The sequence below is a fragment of the Nonomuraea polychroma genome (assembly GCF_004011505.1).
In the GTDB taxonomy this organism is placed as follows: domain Bacteria; phylum Actinomycetota; class Actinomycetes; order Streptosporangiales; family Streptosporangiaceae; genus Nonomuraea; species Nonomuraea polychroma.
Genome location: NZ_SAUN01000001.1, coordinates 5,447,248 through 5,467,379, shown reverse-complemented (window position 1 = coordinate 5,467,379; position 20,132 = coordinate 5,447,248). Strand labels below are relative to the sequence as shown.

General features: G+C 71.2%; 18 protein-coding genes and 4 tRNA genes. 14 read left to right on the top strand and 8 right to left on the bottom strand.

The features are described from left to right. Window positions 1-92: 92 nt before the first annotated feature. The 5 genes from EDD27_RS24940 to EDD27_RS24920 all read right to left on the bottom strand — a co-directional run bounded on the left by EDD27_RS24940 (window position 93) and on the right by EDD27_RS24920 (window position 2,327). Window positions 93-164: transfer RNA gene (locus EDD27_RS24940), tRNA-Val, on the bottom strand. A 5-nt stretch (window positions 165-169) separates the two neighbouring features. Continuing rightward, window positions 170-240: transfer RNA gene (locus tag EDD27_RS24935), tRNA-Cys, on the bottom strand. Window positions 241-255: 15 nt separating this feature from the next. Continuing rightward, window positions 256-327 (bottom strand) — tRNA-Gly (locus tag EDD27_RS24930). 77 nt (window positions 328-404) lie between these two features. Next, window positions 405-1,130, bottom strand: a complete 726-nt coding sequence (locus tag EDD27_RS24925; protein ID WP_127934525.1) for an SDR family NAD(P)-dependent oxidoreductase — start codon at window positions 1,128-1,130, stop codon at window positions 405-407. 15 nt (window positions 1,131-1,145) lie between these two features. Then, a complete protein-coding gene (locus tag EDD27_RS24920; protein WP_127934524.1) occupies window positions 1,146-2,327 on the bottom strand; it encodes a hypothetical protein in 1,182 nt (393 codons plus the stop codon). Between the two features lie 102 nt (window positions 2,328-2,429). Between EDD27_RS24920 and EDD27_RS24915 the strand changes: the two genes are divergently transcribed. Genes EDD27_RS24915 through hutH form a run of 3 tightly spaced genes read left to right on the top strand, consistent with a single transcriptional unit; the run spans window position 2,430 to window position 5,308 of the window. After that, the gene (locus EDD27_RS24915; protein WP_241564239.1) at window positions 2,430-2,981 is read left to right on the top strand and encodes a hemerythrin domain-containing protein; all 552 of its coding nucleotides are present in this window, start codon (window positions 2,430-2,432) and stop codon (window positions 2,979-2,981) included. Window positions 2,982-3,030: 49 nt separating this feature from the next. After that, complete coding sequence (locus tag EDD27_RS24910) at window positions 3,031-3,738, top strand: ArsR/SmtB family transcription factor (protein WP_127934523.1); 708 nt, start codon at window positions 3,031-3,033, stop codon at window positions 3,736-3,738. A 19-nt stretch (window positions 3,739-3,757) separates the two neighbouring features. Beyond that, window positions 3,758-5,308 (top strand): histidine ammonia-lyase, encoded by a 1,551-nt coding sequence (hutH, locus tag EDD27_RS24905; RefSeq protein WP_127934522.1) that lies wholly within the window; start codon window positions 3,758-3,760, stop codon window positions 5,306-5,308. Here the strand turns inward: hutH and EDD27_RS24900 are convergent. Next, the gene (locus EDD27_RS24900) at window positions 5,289-6,455 is read right to left on the bottom strand and encodes an NAD(P)-binding domain-containing protein (protein WP_127934521.1); all 1,167 of its coding nucleotides are present in this window, start codon (window positions 6,453-6,455) and stop codon (window positions 5,289-5,291) included. The genes hutH and EDD27_RS24900 overlap by 20 nt on opposite strands. 57 nt (window positions 6,456-6,512) lie before the next feature. Between EDD27_RS24900 and EDD27_RS24895 the strand changes: the two genes are divergently transcribed. The 4 genes from EDD27_RS24895 to EDD27_RS24880 all read left to right on the top strand — a co-directional run bounded on the left by EDD27_RS24895 (window position 6,513) and on the right by EDD27_RS24880 (window position 9,898). Next, on the top strand, window positions 6,513-7,415 hold the full coding sequence (locus EDD27_RS24895) for a LysR family transcriptional regulator (protein WP_127934520.1): 903 nt from the start codon (window positions 6,513-6,515) through the stop codon (window positions 7,413-7,415). Further along, a complete protein-coding gene (locus EDD27_RS24890) occupies window positions 7,382-8,395 on the top strand; it encodes a chorismate-binding protein (protein ID WP_127934519.1) in 1,014 nt (337 codons plus the stop codon). Before EDD27_RS24895 ends, EDD27_RS24890 begins: the two co-directional genes overlap by 34 nt. Then, window positions 8,392-9,222, top strand: a complete 831-nt coding sequence (locus tag EDD27_RS24885; RefSeq protein WP_206641632.1) for an aminotransferase class IV — start codon at window positions 8,392-8,394, stop codon at window positions 9,220-9,222. Before EDD27_RS24890 ends, EDD27_RS24885 begins: the two co-directional genes overlap by 4 nt. A gap of 160 nt (window positions 9,223-9,382) precedes the next feature. Further along, a complete protein-coding gene (locus EDD27_RS24880; protein WP_127934518.1) occupies window positions 9,383-9,898 on the top strand; it encodes a hypothetical protein in 516 nt (171 codons plus the stop codon). Between the two features lies 1 nt (window position 9,899). Here the strand turns inward: EDD27_RS24880 and EDD27_RS24875 are convergent, their stop codons facing one another. Beyond that, entirely contained in the window at window positions 9,900-11,240 is a 1,341-nt protein-coding gene (locus EDD27_RS24875) for an LVIVD repeat-containing protein (RefSeq protein WP_127940930.1), read from the bottom strand. A 125-nt stretch (window positions 11,241-11,365) separates the two neighbouring features. Here EDD27_RS24875 and EDD27_RS24870 point away from each other — a divergent pair, with 125 nt between their 5' ends. Further along, complete coding sequence (locus EDD27_RS24870; RefSeq protein WP_127934517.1) at window positions 11,366-11,980, top strand: DUF305 domain-containing protein; 615 nt, start codon at window positions 11,366-11,368, stop codon at window positions 11,978-11,980. Window positions 11,981-12,063: 83 nt separating this feature from the next. Here EDD27_RS24870 and EDD27_RS24865 read toward each other — a convergent pair whose 3' ends face one another. Beyond that, window positions 12,064-12,480, bottom strand: a complete 417-nt coding sequence (locus EDD27_RS24865) for an SsgA family sporulation/cell division regulator (protein WP_020547189.1) — start codon at window positions 12,478-12,480, stop codon at window positions 12,064-12,066. A gap of 471 nt (window positions 12,481-12,951) precedes the next feature. On the opposite strand from EDD27_RS24865, the gene EDD27_RS24860 reads away from it, so the two are divergent. From EDD27_RS24860 to EDD27_RS24830, 6 genes are all read left to right on the top strand, one after another. Further along, window positions 12,952-13,026 (top strand) — tRNA-Val (locus EDD27_RS24860). Between the two features lie 222 nt (window positions 13,027-13,248). Then, window positions 13,249-14,745: a class I adenylate-forming enzyme family protein gene (locus tag EDD27_RS24855; protein ID WP_127934516.1), complete on the top strand. Its 1,497-nt coding sequence runs from the start codon at window positions 13,249-13,251 to the stop codon at window positions 14,743-14,745. A gap of 141 nt (window positions 14,746-14,886) precedes the next feature. After that, window positions 14,887-16,443, top strand: coding sequence for a phospholipase D family protein (locus EDD27_RS24850; RefSeq protein ID WP_127934515.1), 1,557 nt, complete (start codon window positions 14,887-14,889; stop codon window positions 16,441-16,443). Window positions 16,444-17,002: 559 nt separating this feature from the next. After that, on the top strand, window positions 17,003-17,746 hold the full coding sequence (locus tag EDD27_RS24840; RefSeq protein ID WP_127934514.1) for an SDR family NAD(P)-dependent oxidoreductase: 744 nt from the start codon (window positions 17,003-17,005) through the stop codon (window positions 17,744-17,746). An 83-nt stretch (window positions 17,747-17,829) separates the two neighbouring features. Next, entirely contained in the window at window positions 17,830-18,693 is an 864-nt protein-coding gene (locus tag EDD27_RS24835; RefSeq protein ID WP_127934513.1) for a hypothetical protein, read from the top strand. A 169-nt stretch (window positions 18,694-18,862) separates the two neighbouring features. Then, window positions 18,863-20,131 carry a hypothetical protein gene (locus tag EDD27_RS24830; protein ID WP_127934512.1) on the top strand — a complete coding sequence of 423 codons (1,269 nt, stop codon included), beginning with the start codon at window positions 18,863-18,865 and terminating at the stop codon, window positions 20,129-20,131. Window position 20,132 lies beyond the last annotated feature (1 nt).

Below are 20,132 nucleotides of genomic sequence, written 5' to 3'. Positions count from 1 at the left end.
CGGAGGCGTCATCGTTACGCGTTCCGGACCCTTCCGGCCACAAGCAAGAAGCCAGGCTCGGATCGGCGAACCTGGCTTCTCGATAAACCGTGTGGACGATACTGGGATTGAACCAGTGACCTCTTCCGTGTCAGGGAAGCGCTCTCCCGCTGAGCTAATCGTCCTTGTGAGGTGGCGACGGGATTTGAACCCGTGTGGACGGCTTTGCAGGCCGCTGCCTCGCCTCTCGGCCACGCCACCGAGCCGGAAGCTCCGAGCGGAAGACGGGATTCGAACCCGCGACCCTCACCTTGGCAAGGTGATGCTCTACCACTGAGCCACTTCCGCGTCCGCCCCCGTCGGGGCGACGAGAGAACTCTAGCGAATCCTGGCCGAGTCCCCAAACTGGATTACGCCCGCGCACGTCAGCTGTGGCCGCCGTTGACCGTGACACGCTGTCCCGTGATGAAGGCGCCACCGTCCGACGCCAGGAACGACACCGCCGCCGCCACGTCCTCCGGCGTGCCCATCCGGCGCAGCGGCACCTCCTCCAGGTAGCCGCTCTGGTCGAGTCCGGCGTGCCGCTCCACGGGGATCCAGCCGGGCGCGACGACGTTGACCGTGATGCCGTACGGGCCGAGCTCGCGTGCCCATGCCTCGGTCAGCGCGTGCTGGGCGCCCTTGGCCGCGATGTACGCCGACATGCCGGGCAGATTGCGGTCGACGACGTCGGAGCCGATCTGGATGACACGGCCGCCACCCCGCTCCCGCATACCGGGCAGGACCGCCTGCACCAGCAGCGTGGGGCTCTTGACGAAGAAACGCAGCTGGTCGAGGTGCGCCTCCCAGGTGAGGTCCGGCAGCGCGATCAAGGGCTGCGGGCCGGTGGCGTTGGCCACCAGCACGTCCACCGGGCCGAGCCGTCCGGTGATCCGGTCGACCAGGTCGGCCACGCCCGCCTCGTCGGTGACGTCGGCGAGGAAACCCTCGGCGGCGCCGCCGGCCGCGCGGATCTCGTCCACGACCCGCTCGACGCCCTCGGCGTCCTTGCGGGAGTTGACGGCGACGGCCAGGCCGTCCGCGGCGAGCCTGCGCGCGATCACGGCCCCCAGGCCGCGGGACGCGCCGGTGACAAGGGCGACTAAGGTCATGAAAGAGACCTTAGATCAGCGGCTGACCGCCGCCTCCACCTCCAAGCGGTAGTCCTGGCCCGAGATGGCGCGGTTGTTCTCGATGACCCGCTCCGACGGCGGCTGCTCGCCTCCCATGATCGCCTCCTGCATCTTCGAGAACCGCTCGTGGGCCTCCCGCACGTAGCCGGTCCCCAGGGTGGTGCAGTCGATCTGGGTCGAGAGCAGGTCCCGCACGTAGGCCTTGTTCGGCTCGAACGTCACCGGCGGCGGCAGGGCCGGGGCCAGCACCTGGTCGGGGTCGCGGCCGTCGAACCGCTTGAACAGCTCGGCCGCCAGCCGCAGGTGCTCCAGCTCCATGCCCAGGTGCAGCTCCCAGATGTTCTTCACCTTGGGGTCGGACTCGGTCTCCATGAACGAGTAGTACAGGTAGCACTCGTTGTACTCGTGGTTGAGCAGCATCTCCCACCAGCTCTCGCCGGGGTCGACGAGCGACTCGTAGTGGGTGACGTGCTCCTCCTCGATCAGCCCGATCTCCTGATACAGCCGGCGGGCGATCGGCTCCATGTACATGGGGCCGACGTTCATGTAGAAGTTCATGGTCTGCTGCTCGGCCGCCATGATCGTCAGCGCGTGCAGGCGTGACAGCGGCTCGGTCGTGTTCCGGTCGTACGGCTCGCGCACGTTGTCCACGGGGTCACGGTGGTGCAGGTAGGTGGGCCGTCCCGGCATGACCTCGGTGAGGTTGTCGACGATCTTCTCGGCCTTGCGGTGCTCGATCATCTCGTACAGGTTGGCGTACCGGTAGAGATGGTCGAAGTCCTCCAGCACGCCGAACTCGTAGGCCTGCCGCAGGTACGGGTCCGGCTCCATGCGCGCCACCCACGAGGTCAGGTCCACGGCGACCTGCTCATAGGCGATGGTGGTCTCCAGCACCGAGGCCAGGCCGGGCAGCAGCCAGTTGACCGCCTTCTGCTGCTGCGCCTCGAGGTAACGGACGCAGGCCAGCTGCCGTTTGAGCTCGGTGTCGGGGCAGTGGCGGGCCAGCTGGTGGCTGAAGGAGATCGCTTCTGTCTCGATGCCGTTCATCGTGATGATCCGGCACCGGGTGTACGGGTCGGCGTGATCGGGATCGATCGGCGTGACGTTCAGCTCGCGCCAGTCGCGCACCTGCTCGTCCAGCGGGATACCCCGCTCCTGCAACGGGTCGAAGGCCATGTCGCCGCCCGTACCCGGCGCGGCCTCCGCGTTAAGTCCTCGGAGGGCACGTCTTCGGTAAGGAAACGCGTGTCGCCCGCGGCCTTCGGGTAGGGCGCTGACGTGGCTGAACAAGATGTGATCGAGCTGCTGATGGCCCAGCACGGGCAGATCAGGGACCTGTTCGACGAGGTCGAGCAGGCGCCGCCGGACAAAGTGGAGGCGGCTTTCGGCCGGTTGACGCGGATGTTGTCCGTGCACGAGACCGCCGAGGAGGAGATCGTCCACCCGTACGCGCGCAGGAAGCTCGACAACGGGCAGGGCGTGGTCGCCGACCGGCTGCACGAGGAGAACCGCGCCAAGCGACTCCTGCTCGGCCTGCACAACGACGGCGTCGATCACCCCAAGTTCTGGGAGCGCCTCGCCGAGCTGCGCACCGCGGTCATGGCGCACGCGCGGGGCGAGGAGCGGTACGAGTTCGCGAGGCTGCGCGCGCACACCTCCACGGCCGAGCGGCGGGCGATGGCGGCGGCGGTGCGGGCGGCCGAGAGCCTCGCGCCGGTGCGCCCGCACCCCGGCACGGAGTCGGCCACGAAGAACCTGCTGCTGGGAACGCCTCTGGCGGTGATGGACCGGGCCCGCGAGCTGATCCGCAGGGGCCTCGGAAAGGCATGACGGCATCCTTCGACGCCGGGCGAAATATCGGCGTATTACCGTCGGGAGCATGGAGCACATCGCTCGAGACGCCGACATCGCGCCCGTCGCCGCGCTCATCGCGGACCCGACCCGGGCGGCCATCCTGACGGCCCTGCTCGACGGGCGGGCGCTGGCGGCCGGCGAGCTCGCCAGGGTGGCCGGCGTGAGCGCCGCCACCGCAAGCGCGCACCTGGCCAGGCTGCTCGACGGCCGGCTGGTGGACGTCGTGCGCCAGGGCCGCCACCGCTACTACCGGCTGGCCGGGCACGAGGTGGCCGAGGTGCTGGAGGTGCTGGCCAGGATCAGCGCCCGCCCGCCCGTGCGTTCGCTGCGCCAGTCCCGGCAGGCCCGGATGCTGGAGGAGGCCCGCACCTGCTACGACCACCTCGCCGGCCGCGCCGGGGTGGGACTGCTCGACGGGCTCAGGGCGGGCGGCTACTACGCGCCGCACGACCTGACCGACGCGGGCGAGCGGCTGCTGGCCGGGCTCGGCGTGGACGTGACCGGCGCGCGGCGCTCGCGCCGCAGGTTCGCGCCCGAGTGCCTGGACTGGACCGAGCGCAGGTCGCACCTGGGCGGGGCGCTGGGGGCGGCGATCACCGAGGCATTGTTCGACCGCGGCTGGTTCCAGCGCGGCAGCGTGCCCAGGGCGGTGACCATCACCGACGCGGGCAGGGAGGGGTTGTCGGCATTGTTCCCAAGTAAGGAGCTAACATCGCATACGCCGGTTACCTAGCAAGTGAGAGTGACGCACCATGCGCGACAACGGAGTCGTGAACGTCGGCCCTGAGCCTCTGACCTTCCATGACGTGATCGAGGTGGCCCGGCACGGGGCCGCCGTCCGGCTCACCGACGACGCGGTGGCCGCCATGTCGGCCGCCCGCCAGCGAGTGGACGAGCTGGCAGAGAGCCCGGTGCCCGCGTACGGCATCTCGACCGGGTTCGGGGCCCTCGCCACGCGCCACATCGACCCGGTGCTCCGCACCCAGCTCCAGCGCTCCCTCGTCCGCTCCCACGCGGCCGGCAGCGGCCCCGAGGTCGAGACCGAGGTCGTGCGCGCGCTCATGCTGCTGCGGCTGCGCACGCTCGCCTCCGGCCACACCGGCATCAGGCCGAACACGGCCAAGACCCTGGCCGGGTTGATCAGCTCCGGGATCACGCCGATCGTGCACGAGTACGGCAGCCTCGGCTGCTCGGGCGACCTCGCGCCGCTGGCGCACGTGGCGCTCACGCTGATGGGCGAGGGCGTCGTCCGCGACAGATCCGGAAACATGCTGCCCGCCGCCGAGGCGCTCAAGCAGGCCCACATCGAGCCCGTCGAGCTGGCCGCCAAGGAGGGCCTGGCGCTCATCAACGGCACCGACGGCATGCTCGGCATGCTGATCCTCGCCATCGAGGACCTCACCAAGCTGGTCAGGACCGCCGACGTGAGCGCCGCGATGAGCGTGGAGGCGCTGCTGGGCACCGATCGCGTGTTCGCCCCCGAGCTGCAGGCGCTGCGCCCGCACCCGGGGCAGGCGCGCGCCGCCGCCAACATGACGAAGATCCTCGCTGACTCCGGCATCATGGCGAGCCACCGCGACCCGGAGGCGTGCACCCGCGTGCAGGACGCCTACTCGCTGCGCTGCGCCCCCCAGGTCGCCGGGGCCGCCCGCGACACGATCGCGCACGCCGCCACCGTGGCCGGGTGGGAGCTGGCCAGCGCCGTTGACAACCCGGCCGTGCTGGCCGACGGCCGGGTGGAGTCCAACGGCAACTTCCACGGCGCGCCGGTCGCGTACGTCCTGGACTTCCTGGCGGTCGTGGCCGCCGACCTGGCCTCGATGTCGGAGCGCCGTACCGACCGGTTCCTGGACGTGGCGCGTAACCACGGGCTGCCCGCGTTCCTGGCCGACGACCCCGGCGTGGACTCCGGGCACATGATCGCCCAGTACACGCAGGCCGCGATCGTCTCCGAGCTGAAGCGGCTGGCCGTGCCCGCGAGCGTGGACTCCATCCCCAGCTCGGCCATGCAGGAGGACCACGTGTCCATGGGCTGGTCGGCCGCGCGCAAGCTGCGCAGGTCGATCGACGGCCTCACCCGGGTGCTGGCCGTCGAGGTCCTCACCGCCGCCCGCGCGCTCGACCTGCGTGCCCCGCTGGAGCCGGCGCCCGCCACGGCGGCCGTGGTCCGGGCGCTGCGGGAGACCGTGCCCGCCCCGGGGCCCGACCGGTTCCTGGCGCCGGAGATCGAGTGCGCCGTGCGCCTGGTGGCCGACGGGGGTGTGGTGGCCGCCGTCGAGTCGGTCACCGGCCCGCTGGAGTGAGCGCCACGATCAGGTCCACCTCCAGCAGCAACCCCGGCATGAACAACCTCGACACCTCCACAGTGGTGCTGGCCGGGGGCGTGCCGGTGATGTAGCGGCGGCGCACCGCGCCGTACTCGGCGCGGGCGTCCATGTCGGTCAGGTACGTCCGGATGAACGCGATGTCGCCGAACGCGGCGCCCTGATCGGCCAGGATGCGGGCGATGACCTGGAAGACGTGTTCGGCCTGGGCCGCCATCGAACCCTCGCCGGCCACCTTCCCGCTCTCGTCGAAGGCCGCCACGCCCGAGACGTAGAGCATGTCGCCGACGCGGACGGCGTGTGAGTACATGCCGTTCGTCGCCGGGATCGCCGGCACGGTGACCGGTACGGCACGAGAGGCGCGCCCGCCCTCCACGTGCTCCACGATCGCGGTCACGTCGCGGTCGCCGAATCCGGCCGCCCGCGCCTCCTGCAGCCGCTTGCGTGCCGCCGTGGCCAGCGACCCGCGCTCCCAGGCCCCCAGCTCCAGGTCCTTGGCGGCGTGCGCCAGGGAGTAGCGGGTCTCCTCGGAAGGCACCCGCAGCCGCTCGGCCAGCACGCCCAGCGGGGTGCCCGACAGCACGTCGATCAGCGCCTCGCGGTCCACGCCGTGCGCCTGCGCGTACGCGTACGTCTCGGCCAGCAGCACCTGGGCGGGCACCATCGCGCTCATCACGGCGATCTTCATGGCCGCGCCCGCCCCCAGCGGCCCCAGCTCACGTACGGACCCGAACACCGGCAACACCTCGCGGCAGCCCGACAGGTCGCCGCCGGCGAGCACGGTCAGCGTGCCCTCGGCGGCGGGGCCGACGCTGCCCAGCACCGGCGCGTCCACCAGGTTGACCGAGGGCGGCAGCAACGCCCGCAGCTCGCGCACCGCCTCCGGGCCGATCGTCGACATCTCGACCACCGTCGCGCCGGGTCGCAGCCCCGGCAGCGCCGCGGTCAGCACCTCGCGTACCGCGGCCGGGTCGCTGAGCATGGTGATGACCAGGTCGGCGCCCTCGACCGCGGCGGCCGCCGGCACGCCGGTCCCGCGCCGCCAGGTCGTCACCTCGTGCCCGGCCGCCACCAGCCGCCGGGCCATGGGGACGCCCATGCGTCCTTGTCCAAGAAAAGCAATCATGCGGCCAGTACACCTGTAGGCGTGGTATGCCACCACCGACTAGATTGCATGGCAGCCATGCTTGATGCGAATACCCTCCGCCTCTTCCGCGAGGTGGCCGAGTCCGGCTCGTTCACCGCCGCCGCCGAGCTGCTCGGATACACCCAGTCCGCGGTCTCCCGGCGCATCGCCGCGCTGGAACGCGACGCCGGCGGGCCGCTCTTTGAACGCCTCGCCCGCGGGGTGCGCCTGACGCCCGCGGGAGCGGCCCTGCACCGGCACGCCGTCGCTGTCCTGGACCGCCTCGAACGGGCCGGCGAGGAGCTGGCCGCCATCCACGGCGGGCGGGGCGGGACGCTGCGCGTGGGCGCGTTCGCCACCGCGAACGTGGACCTCGTCCCCAGGACCTTGAAGCAGTTCGCCGCGCGGCGGCCCGGCGTGGAGCTGCGGCTGGTCGAAGACCTCACCGGCCGGCTGATGGAGCGGCTGCGCGCGGGCGCGCTCGACGTGGCCGTGATCAGCGACTACCCGGCGGGGCTGCCCGCCGACGCGCCCCGTACCGTGCTGCTGCGCGAGGACCGGCTGTTCGTCGCGCTGCCCGCAGGCCACCGGCTGGCCGGCGACGCCGATGTGGACCTGCGTGACCTGGCCGAGGAGACCTGGATCGAGGCGGCCCCGCGCGGCCAGCCCACCCTGCTGGTCACCGCGTGCGCCGCCGCCGGGTTCACGCCGCGCAGCGGGTTGCGGGTGGCCGGATGGGCGGGCAAGTTCGGATGCCTCGCCGCCGGGCTCGGGGTGACGCTCGTGCCAGAGCTCGCCGCGCGGGCCGTACCGCCCGATCTGGTGCTGCGGCCGCTGCGCGGGATGGCGCCGGTCCGCAAGGTGTACGCGGCCCTGCCCGAGCAGCCACTGCCCGCCGCGCTGGAGCTCGTCGAATTGCTGGGACAATGGGAGACGTGTACGACGGCTTCGCCTACTTAGGTCACACCCTCGCCACCGGTCTGCGGGACGTGACCTCCGACCTCGCCGCGCTCGACGGCGAGGGCTGGTGGGCGGTCGTCGTCGACTACGAGGGCAAGGTGACGTGCGCCCGGTTCGACCAGGTGCGCCGGGCGCCCCTGCCCCGGCCGGCCGTCCCCTGGCACGGGCCGCACCCGGGCCAGTGGCGCAGCTCGCTCGACCGGACGGCCTACGAGCGCGGCGTGCGGGCCATCCGCGACTACATCGAGCAGGGCGAGGTCTACCAGGCCAACCTGTGCCGGATCCTGACCGCGCCCGTCCCGCCCGACGCCGACCCGCTCGCCCTGGCCGCCAGGCTCGCCACCGGCAACCCGGCGCCCTACGGCGGCGTGATCCAGGTGCCCGGGCTCAGCGTGGTGTCGGCCTCGCCCGAGCTCTACCTGTCGCGGGACGGCGACGTCGTGGAGTCCCGGCCGATCAAGGGCACCGGCGCGACCGCCGGCGACCTGCTCGACAAGGACTACGCGGAAAACGTCATGATCGTCGACCTCGTCCGCAACGACCTGGGCAGGGTCGCGGCCGTCGGCTCCGTCGAGGTGCCGTCGCTGTGCGCGGTCGAGACGCACCCCGGCCTGGTCCACCTCGTCTCCACCGTGCGCGCCCGGCTGGCGCCGGGGATGGGATGGCCGGAGCTGTTCGCGGCGACGTTCCCGCCCGGGTCCGTCACCGGCGCGCCCAAATCGTCGGCGCTGCGGATCATCAATGAGCTCGAACCAGCACCTCGCGGCCCGTACTGTGGGGCCCTGGGCTGGGTCGACGCCGACCAGGGCAAGGCGGCGCTGGCCGTCGGCATCAGAACATTCTGGATCTCGGCAGGCGAGATCCGGTTCGGCACGGGAGCGGGCATAACCTGGGGCAGCGACCCCACGCGCGAATGGCTCGAGACCGAGCTCAAAGCAGCCAGGCTCATCGCACTGGCGTCCACAGGAGGAAATGCATGAACATCCCTGTCTGGGTCAACGGGGAGCTGATCGACCCCGCACGTGCCAGCGTCTCGGTGTTCGACCACGGACTGATGGTCGGCGACGGCGTGTTCGAAACCATCAAGATCGTGAACGGGAAGTCGTTCGCCCTCACCCGGCACCTGGACCGGCTCAAGCTCTCCGCCCAGCGCATGGACCTGCCCGAGCCCGACCTCGAGGCCATCGCCGACGGCGTCGCCAAGTGCGTGGCGGCCGCGCCCGCCTGGGAGCTGGGCCGCATCCGCGTCACCTACACCAGCGGCCCGGGCCCCCTCGGCTCCGACCGCGGCGACCAGGGCACCACCGCCATCGTCATCGTGGACGAGCAGAAGCCGTTCCCGGCCACCGCCAACGTCGCCGTCGTGCCCTGGCCGCGCAACGAGCGCGGCGCCCTGTCCGGGGTCAAGAGCACGTCTTACGGCGACAACGCCAAGGCCCTGCTGCACGCCAAGAAGCGCGGCGGCGGCGAGGCGATCTTCGGCAATCTCGCGGGCAACCTCTGCGAGGGCACCGGATCCAACATCTTCATCGTGCGCGACGGCCGCCTGCTCACCCCCACCCTGGCCTCCGGCTGCCTGGCCGGCGTCACCCGGGCGCTGGTGCTCGAATGGTGCGGCGGCGAGGAGGCCGACGTGCCGCTGTCGGCCCTCTACGAGGCCGAGGAGGCGTTCCTCACCTCCACCACCCGCGACGTCCAGCCGATCAAGCTGGTGGACGACACCGAGCTGCCGGTCGCCCCCGGCCCGATCACCACCAAGGCGATGCGGGTCTTCGCCGAGCGCTCCGCCGCCGACCTGGACCCGTGATCCACTTATCCGGGGCCGGTGACGCGCGGAGGCTCCGCCCCGCCCCCGTGGAGGCGGCCCCCACGAGGGCCGCCTCGCCCCCGGATCCGGCCCGACGGCGGGCGTCCTTATGGCGGCCGGGTGAACGAGCCGGAAGGCCGCGCGCCGGACGGTGGGGAGCATGAGCGGGCCGGGCGGCGCCGCGCCGCTGCCGCCGATCCCCGAGATGGGCGCCGTCGTCTCCGTGGAACGTGTGCTCGCCCGCACCCCGGTCCTGGCCGTCCGGCTGCCGATGATCCAGGCGTACGCCACCGGCTGCCTGCTGAACCTCGACGTCGTGGCCCGCAACGCCACCGCGCCCCGCAGCCTGGCGCTGCAGCTCGACTCGGCGTTCTCCGGCGAGGAGAGCACGTCGCTGCACGTCACGCTCCGCTATCCGGACGGCGTCGAAGTGGACTCCGGCAAGGACCACGACTGCGCGCCGCCGAGCCTCTCCTGGTTCCCCGGAGGGGTCCGCGGCGACGCGTCGTTCACTCTTTACCAGATGCCCCTGTGGCTGTTTCCCCTGCCGCCGCCCCAGGATTTCCTGCTGACCGTGGAATGGCCGTGGGCGGGCATCCCGCCCGAGCACGTGTGGCTCGACGGCGCCGCCATCACGGGGGCGGCGGCGCGGTCGGCGCATTCCTGGCCCCAGTGAATCAGTAGGACTTCTGGGTCTGGACGTTGAAGTCGTCCATCGTGACCTTCTTGGCCGGGTCGGTGAGCGGGTCGTTGAGCTCCAGGACGTCCAGGCCCTCGGTGATGTCGCTGGAGTAGATGTAGCCGTTGTAGTAGTAGGCCGACCAGGAGCCGGCGATGATCTCGCCCTGGACCGGGCCCCGTTCGAAGTAGCCGATCTCCTTGGGGTTCGCCGAGTCGGTGAAGTCCCAGATCGACACGCCGCCCTGGTACCACGCCTGCACCATGATGTCCTTGCCGGGCACCGGGATCAGCGAGCCGTTGTGCGCCACGCAGTTCTCGTTCGGCTGCTGCTCCCTGGGGATCTTGAAGTAGCCCCGCTTCTCCAGCTTGCCGTTCACCAGGTCGTAGACGGCGTTGGCGCCCTTCGTGCTCGGCGTGTTGCGGTCGCAGGTGGCCTGGCCGCCGCCGCCGAGCTCGTCGCCGAACACCACCTTCGTGCCGTCGTTGTTGAACGTCGCCGAGTGCCAGATCTGGAAGTTCTCCCGGTCGGTGAGCTGCTGCAGCACCTTCGGGTTGACCGGGTCGGAGATGTCGAGCAGCACGCCGTCGCCGAAGCAGGCGGCCGCGGCCAGGTTCTTCTCCGGGTAGGCGGTGATGTCGTGGCAGCCGGAGGCGAACTCGGAGTGTTGCCGCTCAGGGAAGATATTCGGCTTCGCCACGATTTTTGCGGATTGAGGCGACGAAAGCGGGACTTCCACGATCTGGATGAGTTCGTGGGGTGCCGGGCAGGTCTCCGAGTCGGGCTCGGGGCCGGGCGAGGACACGTACACGTACAGGCTGTCCTGGTTGGGCACCATCGTGTGGGTGTGCGAGCCGCACTCGGTCTGGACGGCGCCCACGTACTTCGGGCTCTTCTTGTCGCTCACGTCGAAGATCCGCAGGCCCTCCCAGGAGCGCTCGTTCCGGGCCGCGTCGCACTCCGGGCCGCCGGTCGGCTCGTCGATGGACAGGATCAGCAGATTGTCGTAAATCGTGACGTCGTTCTGCTGCGCCGGGCAGGACACCTGGCTCACGATCTGCGGCTTCGTGGGATCGGAGATGTCGTAAATGGAGAAACCGCCGAAATTGCCCACGAAAGCGTAGTCGCCCTGAAAGGCCAGGTCCGTGTTGATGTTGTCAGGCCCGGTGAAGGGGGCGGTCCTGGGCGCGTGGGCGACGTGTTCGACGTTGTCACTCTTCATGACGCCACCGGCCGCGGCGGATGCGGTGGCTGGAGCGCTGGTCTCCTGCAGTGTGGTCGGCTGTGCCGGCGACTCCTCTGAGGCCTGTGGGCCGGCCGCGCAGGCGGAGGCCAGCATCAACGCCGTACACACCACCGCTCCGCGCAACTTTGCAGAGATCAACGCGTATCCCCTTTGTCTCGTAGGTCAGTATGGAAGCTATGTCAGTAGGTTCGCGGTCGCGCACGGTCTTCGTCACGGTTATGACGACTTTCGTCCTGGCCGCCTGCTCTCAGCCACCGGCCCAGCCCGTCAGGCCGATCGGCACGGAGGCGCCGGTGCTGGTGCCGGGCAGCCCGGGGGCGCCTGCCCGTACCGCGACTCCGGGGGAGCGGATCGGGCAGCCGCCGAAGGCGGCGGTGGCTTCGGACGTACGCTTCGCGGAGGCCATGATCCCGCACCACCGCCAGGCCTTGGAAATGACCTCCTTAGTGAAGGACCGCACCACCACGCCCGCGATCCGCGCCATCGCCGGCGCCATCACGGCCGCCCAGACACCGGAGATCAAGGCCATGAGCGGCTGGCTCACCGCGCTGGGTCGCCAGGCCCCCGCCGAGCACGCGCACGAGCAGGCGGCGGGCTACGGGATGGCGACGACGCAGGAGCTCAACGCACTGCGCGCGGCCAGGGGGACCGCCTTCGACCGCCTGTTCCTGCAGCTGATGACCAGGCACCACCAGGGGGCGGTGAAGATGGCGGGGGAGGAACTGGCGAACGGCCGCGACCAGCGCATGCGGATGCTGGCCAAGGACGTGTACTCGGGACAGAGCATCGAGATCGCCCGGATGCGGGAGCTGTCGAAGTCGCTGCCCTCCTAGCCCTGGAGAAGGGCATGGGGCCGAAAGGAGACGGCCCCGCCCGTCGTGCGGGCGAGGCCGTCAGAGTGCCTGTGGGGGGTGGATCAAGAAGGCCACAGCATGTTCGTCAGCTCGGCGTCCAGGTCCATGAAGTCGGTCTCACGCCCCGCCGGCACCTTCTCGTAGGTGCGGTGCAGGAACTCGGTCAGCGGGGCGAGGGGCACTTCGAAGAGCGCCTGCCCGAACGGTGACGTGAGGCTGATGTGGAGGGTGCGCTCGCCGTCGGCGCGCGCCGGCCACACCTGCACGTCGCCGTCGCCGACACGCCTCACGATGCCCACGGTGAGCAACTCGCGGGCGAAGATCCACTCGACCGGTTCGTCGTTCCCTACGTGGAAGGCCATACGGATGGCGTACGGATCGTCGGCCGTGTAGCTGAGTCCGGCGAGCAGGGGGACGGTAGTACGGTCGGGGACCACAAGCCGAAGGCCAAGCTCGGCGGAGACGGTGGTGCTGTTCATCGTCAGCCAAACCTTTTCGTCGTAGGTCCCCTCTTCGGGGCTTTCACTGCTCTGACGGACTTCGTCCTGAGCTATGACGCGGAACGAAGAAACCTGTAGGAAAGATTCCGCCTCAGGGGCCTTCTGTAACGCACATCACAGCTGGACATTTAGGCATCTACCTGGCTAAACGGCATCAATCGGGTCGTATTTGCAAGGGTTTTGCGTCCTGTGGAGCCTGCCCCGGAGCGCCGACCATGAACGTTTTCTCGAGAAAAGATCGCGACCGACTCCTTCCGGAACACGACGATGGTATGTCACCGACCCCCGGTGCCGGTGGGCAACCGCCGCCTTTCACCTGAATCCCTCCCATCGCCCTCCCTGCTGCCATCAGTCATCCCCCGGATCCCCCCGCCGATCACTTTCGCTTCGCCAGCACGTGCCAGAGTGCGGTATGGTTTTCCCCGTCGGCACCGCGAGGGACCGGCGGGCGGGCGATTAGCTCAGCGGGAGAGCGCTTCGTTCACACCGAAGAGGTCACTGGTTCGATCCCAGTATCGCCCACCAACGTCAAGGGCCACATCTCCAACACGGGATGTGGTCCTTTTGATGTTCCTCCGGAGCCGAATCCGTCAGGCCGGAACGCGTGAACTCATCGCGGTGCGATCTATCGGACATCCATGCTCACGGAAGGCTCCCGGACATCGCATCTCTGATGCGCCTCTGATCCGCGCCCTCTACCGTGAGTTCAGTTCTACGACGACACCGGATGCCCAGAGGAGCCCGGCCATGCTCTTCCCGCACCCCCTGCTCGACGCCTTGCGCGCCGCACCCGGCACCTCCGCCTTCGAGCACGCAGGACGGACCGTCTCGCGAGGCGAGCTGCTGGACCTCATACGGCGGCTGGCGGGCGCGCTGGCCGACGCGGGGCTGGGCCCCGGCCGGGCGCTGGCGGTGCGCACCGCCCTCACGCCCGAGGCGTTCGCCGCCCACATGGCCGCGCACGCGCTCGGCTGCCGCGTCGTCGGCATCCCCTCCGGCCACACCCCCGCCCAGCTCGCCCACGTGCTCGGCATGGACGTGGACGCGGTGCTGGTGGACCCGTCGACCGCCGCCCCCGAGCTGATGGTGAAACCCGCGCTGTCCCTGGGCCCGTGCGCGGAGGCGGTCGACCTGCTGGCGCACCCCGACGACGGCCGCCCGCTCACGGTGCAGGGCCGGCCTGACGACGTGGCCGCGCTGATGTTCACCAGCGGCAGCACCGGCCGGCCCAAGGGCTGCGCGATCACCTACCGGGCGCTGAGCGAGCACTGGGCGTGGCAGCCACGCACGTGGGGGCCGTTCGCGGCCGCCTTCGCCCGGGACTTCGAGCGTTACCTGCTGTTCGGCACGCTAGCCAGCATGGTCGTGATGGAGTTCGTCGCGCCGTGCCTGCTGGGCGGCGGCACCGCGGTGATCCCCGAAGAGGACGGGCGGCCGCCGTTCCCGTACGCGATCGAGCGGCACCGCATCACCGGCTCCATCATCACCGTGCCGAGGTTGTTCCAGATGCTGCGCCTGCTGGAGGAGCGGCCCGCGGACGTCGGCAGCCTGCGGGCGCTCATGGTGTCAGGATCGCCGATCAGCGCCAAGCGGCTGGCCGCCGCGGCCGAGCGGCTCGGCCCCGTCGTCTACCAGGGATACGGGCAGACCGAGGCGGGCAACGTCGCCATGCTCACGCCCGAGCACATCGCCGCCGGACGCGGGCTGGACTCGGTGGGCCGGCCGCATCCCGGCGTAGAGATCAGCGTGCGCGACGAGGACGGCTGGGAGCTGCCGCCGGGGCTGACCGGCGAGATCCACGTGCGCAGCCCGTACGTGATGGCCGGCTACTGGGGCGAGGAGGAGGAGACCCGTGACACGCTGCGGGACGGCTGGCTGAACACCCGCGATCTCGGTCACCTGGACGACAGCGGCTTCCTGCACCTGGCCGGGCGCACCCGCGATGTGATCATGGTCAACGCGATGGTCGTGTACGCGGGCCCGATCGAGCGGGTCCTGGCCTCCCACCCCGACGTGGCGGAGGCGTACGTGACCGGCGCCCCCGACGAGGACACCGGCGAGGCCGTGCACGCGTTCGTCGTCCCGCCGCCCGGCCGCATCCCGGACCCCTCCGCCTTGTCCGCGCTGGTCAGGGCGGAGCTCGGCGAGGACAGCGGCCCCAAGACGATCACGACGGTGGCCGGCGTACCGGTCTCCACCGGCGGAAAGCCGGACAAACGCGCCCTACTGGCCCGGTTGCTCTGAGCAACCTCTGAGCATCGCCCGCCCACACTCCCTCTGACAGCGAGCGGTTGTTCACCCGGTTCGTGGGCGGCGGGTACGGGCTCGGGCCGGCGCTTGTGCGGAGCCCGCGTAGGGACTCGCTACCGGGGTAGCCGGACGCCGATGCGCATCGAGGACTGGTTCCTCACCGAGGAGGAACGAGGCAACGGGGCGACCCGGCTCGAACCCTGGTCGACCGGCAACGACGTGCGCCCGCTCGTGCACGGCGCGACCTACTTCGCCGAGCTGAAGTCCCGCCTGGAGGCGCTCGGCAAGGACGACCTGCTGCTGTTCGCCGACTGGCGCGGCGACCCCGATGAGCGCCTCACCCCCCACGGGCCCACCGTGGGCGCGGCGATGACGGCCGCGGCCGAGCGGGGCGCCCTCGTCCGCGGCCTCATCTGGCGCTCCCACCTGGACAAGCTGCGTTTCAGCTCGGCCGAGAACCGCCACCTGGGCGAGGAGGTCGAAGGGTCCGGCGGCCAGGCCCTGCTGGACACGCGGACGAAGCATGGCGGCTCACACCACCAGAAATTCGTCATCCTGCGCCACGACCGCGACCCCGGCCGGGACGTGGCCTTCGTCGGCGGCATCGACCTGTGCCACAGCCGCCGCGACGACGCCACCCACGCCGGCGACCCGCAACGCGCCCCGATGCCCGCCGCGTACGGTCCCCGCCCGCCCTGGCACGACGTCCAGCTCGCCATCAGCGGCCCCGCGGTGGCGGAGGTGGAGCAGGTGTTCTGCGAACGCTGGGAGGACCCCACCCCGGAGACCCGCGACCCGCTGCGCCGCCTGCGCGACCACGTCGAACGTCTCGACGACGCCCCGGCCCTGCCGGCGCCCGGGCCGCCGCCGCCCCGCGCCGGCCACCACACCGTGCAGCTGCTGCGCACCTATCCGGCACTGCGCCGCCACTACCCGTTCGCGCCGCACGGCGAGCGCAGCATCGCCCACGCCTACCTCAAGGTGCTGGCCCGCGCCCGCTCGCTGATCTACCTCGAAGACCAGTACCTGTGGTCGACGGACGTGATCGAGCCGTTCGCGCGGGCGCTGGAGCGCGAGCCGGAACTCCGCATGATCGTCGTCGTGCCGCGTCACCCGGACCAGGACGGCTGGCTGGCCGCACCCGCCAGCCTGATCGGCCGCGCGGACGCGCTGCGGCGGCTGCGCGCGGCCGGGGGCGACCGGGTGGCCGTGTACGACCTGGAGAACCACGCGGGAACCCCGATCTACGTGCACGCCAAGGTGTGCGTGGTGGACGACGTCTGGGCCGAGGTCGGCTCCGACAACGTCAACCTGCGCTCCTGGACCTACGACTCCGAGCTCAGCTGCGCGGTGCTGGACGAGCGCGAGGATCCCCGCCCGCCGGGTGGCGCGCTGCGGTTCGCCCGCGACCTGCGCCTGACTCTCATGGCCGAGCATCTGGACCTGCCCTCGGACGAGCATGACCGGCTGTGCGACCCGGTCGCCGCCTTCGAGGCGTTCGCGCGCGCCGCGTCCCGCCTGGAGGACTGGCACCGGCGCGGCCGCACGGGGCCGCGCCCGCCCGGCCGGCTGCGCCCGCACCCCTCCCCGACGCTGTCGCGGCTCCAGAAGCTGCTGGCCCTGCCGATGTACCGGCTCGCCATCGACCCGGACGGCCGCCCACCACCCCTGCGCCGCTCAGGCGGCTTCTGACCCGCTGCCGCCCACGCCACGTCGCCCCGGCCCCCTTTCCGAGGCGGCCACCGATCGGCGAACGCCGTGCGGCCCCCGTCGGAATGCCATAGGCCCGTCAGCCTGGCCACCGCCTCGTCCGGCACCGCCGAGATCATCGCGCCGTTGAGCGCGCCGGCCGACGTGCCGATCACGCGGTCCGGCCTGACGCCGCCTCGTCGAGCGCCCCTGTCCTCCCGCGGCGGCCGCACCTCCCCCGCAGGCCCCGCGCCGGCGTGGGGGTCGGGGAGGCGGGACGTCGCTCGCTCGCCGAGGGGCCTGCGGCGGTGCCGCGCCTGCGCGCATCGGCGGTGGCCTGTGTGCCCCTTCCTTCCGCAGCGACCGCGCCGCCACCTCTCCCAAAGGTTCCGTGCCGCAGTGCGGCGTGCGGTGGCGGAGACGGGATGTCGCTCGCCCGAAGGCCTGCGTCGGCGTGCGGTGTGGGTTGGAGTGGTGGGATGTCGCCGCCTCCCCCGAAGGAGCCGCACTGGCGTGTGGCCCGGTCGGGGTGATGTGCGGACCATGGGCTAATGTGCGGCGGATGAGCGGACGTGGAGTTCTCATCACCGGCGCGTCGAGAGGGATCGGACGCGCGATCGCCGCGGCGTTCGCCGAGCAGGGCGACCGGGTCGCGATCCACCACCGGGACTCGGCCGCCGAGGCCGGCGACCTGCTCGGCGCGCTGCCCGGCCAGGGCCACGCGGTCGTCCAGGCCGACCTCGCCGACCCCGAGGACGTGCGCCGCATGGTGGAGGCCGCCGCCGGAGCGCTCGGCCGGATCGACGTGCTCGTCAACAACGCCGGGATCTTCCTCCACCACCCCATCACCGAGCAGACCTACGAGCAGTGGCAGGCCGCCTGGCGGCGCACCCTCGACGTCAACCTGGCCGGCGCCGCCGACGTCACCTGGTGCGCGCTCCAGCACATGCCCGCCGGCGGCAGGATCATCAACGTCTCCTCGCGCGGCGCCTTCCGCGGTGAGCCCGACAGCCCCGCCTACGGCGCAAGCAAGGCGGGGCTGAACGCGTTCGGCCAGTCCCTGGCCATCGCGCTCGCGCCGCGCGGCATCGCGGTCGCCACCGTGGCGCCCGGGTTCGTCGAGACCGACATGACGAACGAGCACCTCAAGGCACCCCGCGGGGATGCGATCCGGGCGCAGAGCCCGTTCGGGCGGGTGGCCCGCCCGGAGGAGATCGCCGCCGCCGTCCTGTACCTGGCCTCGCCGGCCGCCGAATGGGCCAGCGGCGCCGTCCTCGACCTGAACGGCGCCTCGTACCTGCGCTGACCTCGGAAAGCACTGATCTTCGCGAAATCCGCGGCTATTGTGGCACTCAGGGCACTGCGGGAACTCGCTCAGAGGGGGACGGTGTGGCCAGAGGCTGCGGCTTGGCGCTGGCGTCGATCGCCGCCTTCAGCGCGGTCGTCGTCACCGGCGTCACTCTCTACGTGTGGGTCGGCCCCCCGGACGTGGTGCTCGCGGTGCTGCTCGCTCCCCTCCTCCTCTGCGGCATCGTCGTCGGGCACGACGTCTTACGCCGCAGAGCGCTCGCCGCCGAGGAGCGCCGCCTGCTCGCCAGGGAACGGGACCACGTCAGGCGCACGGTCGATCTCGTCATGGACCCGGCGCTGACCGAGGAGGAACGCCTCGCCGTCCTCGACTGCTTCATCCCCAGGCTCGCCGAGGACCGGCCGGACGCATCCGGCCCCGAGCGGTTCGTGATCGTGTCCGAGCTGTCCCCGCCCTCGCGGGCCCTGCTGGAACGCGCCAGGCAGGCCGTCACCACCGTCTACTCCTCCCAGGTCATGCGCCGTCGCCTGCTGGACGGCCTGGCCAACGAGGTGCTGCTGCCTCGCCAGGTCTGGGAGATCGCGGCGCTGCTGCGGACGCAGACGCACCTGCAGGACGAGCAGCACCGGGCCAGGCAGGGCGTGGTGACGCCAGAGCTGCTGGCGGTGCTGGAGCCCCAGCAGGAGGCGCTGAACCGGTCCGTCGCCGCCGTCACCGCCAGGGTCGAGGGCCTGGAGCGGTACGCCCGCCGCGTCCAAGAGGCCGACGCCGCCCTGCGGGCCCGCGAGGCGCTGGACAACAACGACAAATACCGCGAGCTGCTGGCCCACACGGACGACGCCGACGGCATGCGCGCGCTGGCCGCCCACGGTGACGCGCTGGAGGACACCTTGGCCAGGAGCGTCCGCGAGGCCATCGAGGCGGGCCAGACCCTCGCCCCCTGAGCGATCCGCTGATCGACCCTTTTGCAAGCCCTTCGCAAGTGCCCCCTCCTACGCTCGGTGCCCCGGCGGCGGCCACGGGGAGGCAAAGCCGGCCGCCGGCCTGTATCTGACGCCCGCGGGGGCGCTCTTAACTCCGTGAGGCGACGGGACCAGCGAAACGGGAGACCACATGTCCGACCCTCGGATGACCGCGGACGACGTGCTGCGCATCGCGGCCTACAAGGACCGGAGCCCGGCACTCGAGGCCATGGTCATCGCCTACGCCTACCATCGCGTCGCCGGCGACCTGGCCGAGCACCTCGGCAAGGACGCCAACAACTGGTACTGCTACGCCACCTGGACCTCCAAGGCGGTCGGCGAGAGCCTCGACCTCACGCCCGCCTCGCCGTTCATCGAGGACTTCGGCCGCAAGCTCAGGGTGCCGCGCCGGTTCCGCCGGCTCTTCCGCGCCACGTTGCTCACCTTGCTGGGCCCCAGCTACCAGCTCGGCCTCGCGCTCGCCAACCGCGCGATCTTCCTCGAGACCGCCAGCCTCGCGGTCAACCTGTGGAAGGACACGCCCGACCGGTTCCTGAAGGTGAGTCCGGAGTCGGACCTGACGCCGACGCCGCCCGAGTTCCTGACCGAGCTGCTGGAGAAGGCCGACCCCCGCTACCTGAAGGACGCGGCGCAGCTGCTGCTGGAGGCCAAGGAGGCGACCGACCCGGCGGTCCGGGCCGAGCTCATGCTGGGCGCCAACATCGCGTTGTCGGCGTACGAGCAGAAACGTGCCCAGAAGGCGCTGGAGCTGGTGCTCTACCGGCCGGTCAGGTGGCTGACCCGGGTGTCGTGGCGGTCGTTGCTCTCCCTGATCACCCGCCGCCCGTTCCCCAGGTTCCGCCTCTACGCCGCCCGGCACGAGGACCAGCCGTGGCTGACCCGCACGCTGGAGGAGCTGTGGGCCGGGCTCTACACCCGCCACCTGTTCGCCGTGCAGACGCCGCTGAGCGACATCAAGGTCGGCACGCCGCTGACCGCGCCCGCGGGCGTGGACATGGCGAAGGTGTGGGCGCCGATCCAGCACGAGAAGGTGCGCAAGCTGGCCGAGGAGTTCATCACCGAGGACCAGGAGGCGTCCACGGCCGGGGTGGCCAACTGGGTGTCCTACCCCGACCGTATGCGCTTCATCGTCAGCTATTTCCGCGTCTACCAGCACGTACGCGCCCTGTACGACGTGCCGTTCGACAAGAAGGTCGCCGACGGGCTCGCCGAGGAGATGCGCCGCGGGCTCGTGCCCCAGGCCGTCAGCGAGATGTTCAAGAACGACCCCGCCCTGCCCACCATCCGGCGCAAGGTCTACCGCTACCCGACCGAGACGGACCCGGACGCGTACGAGATGGCGCACTTCGACTTCGAGCCGTTCCTGGAGGCGATCCCGCTTGACCCGGCGAGCAAGTAGT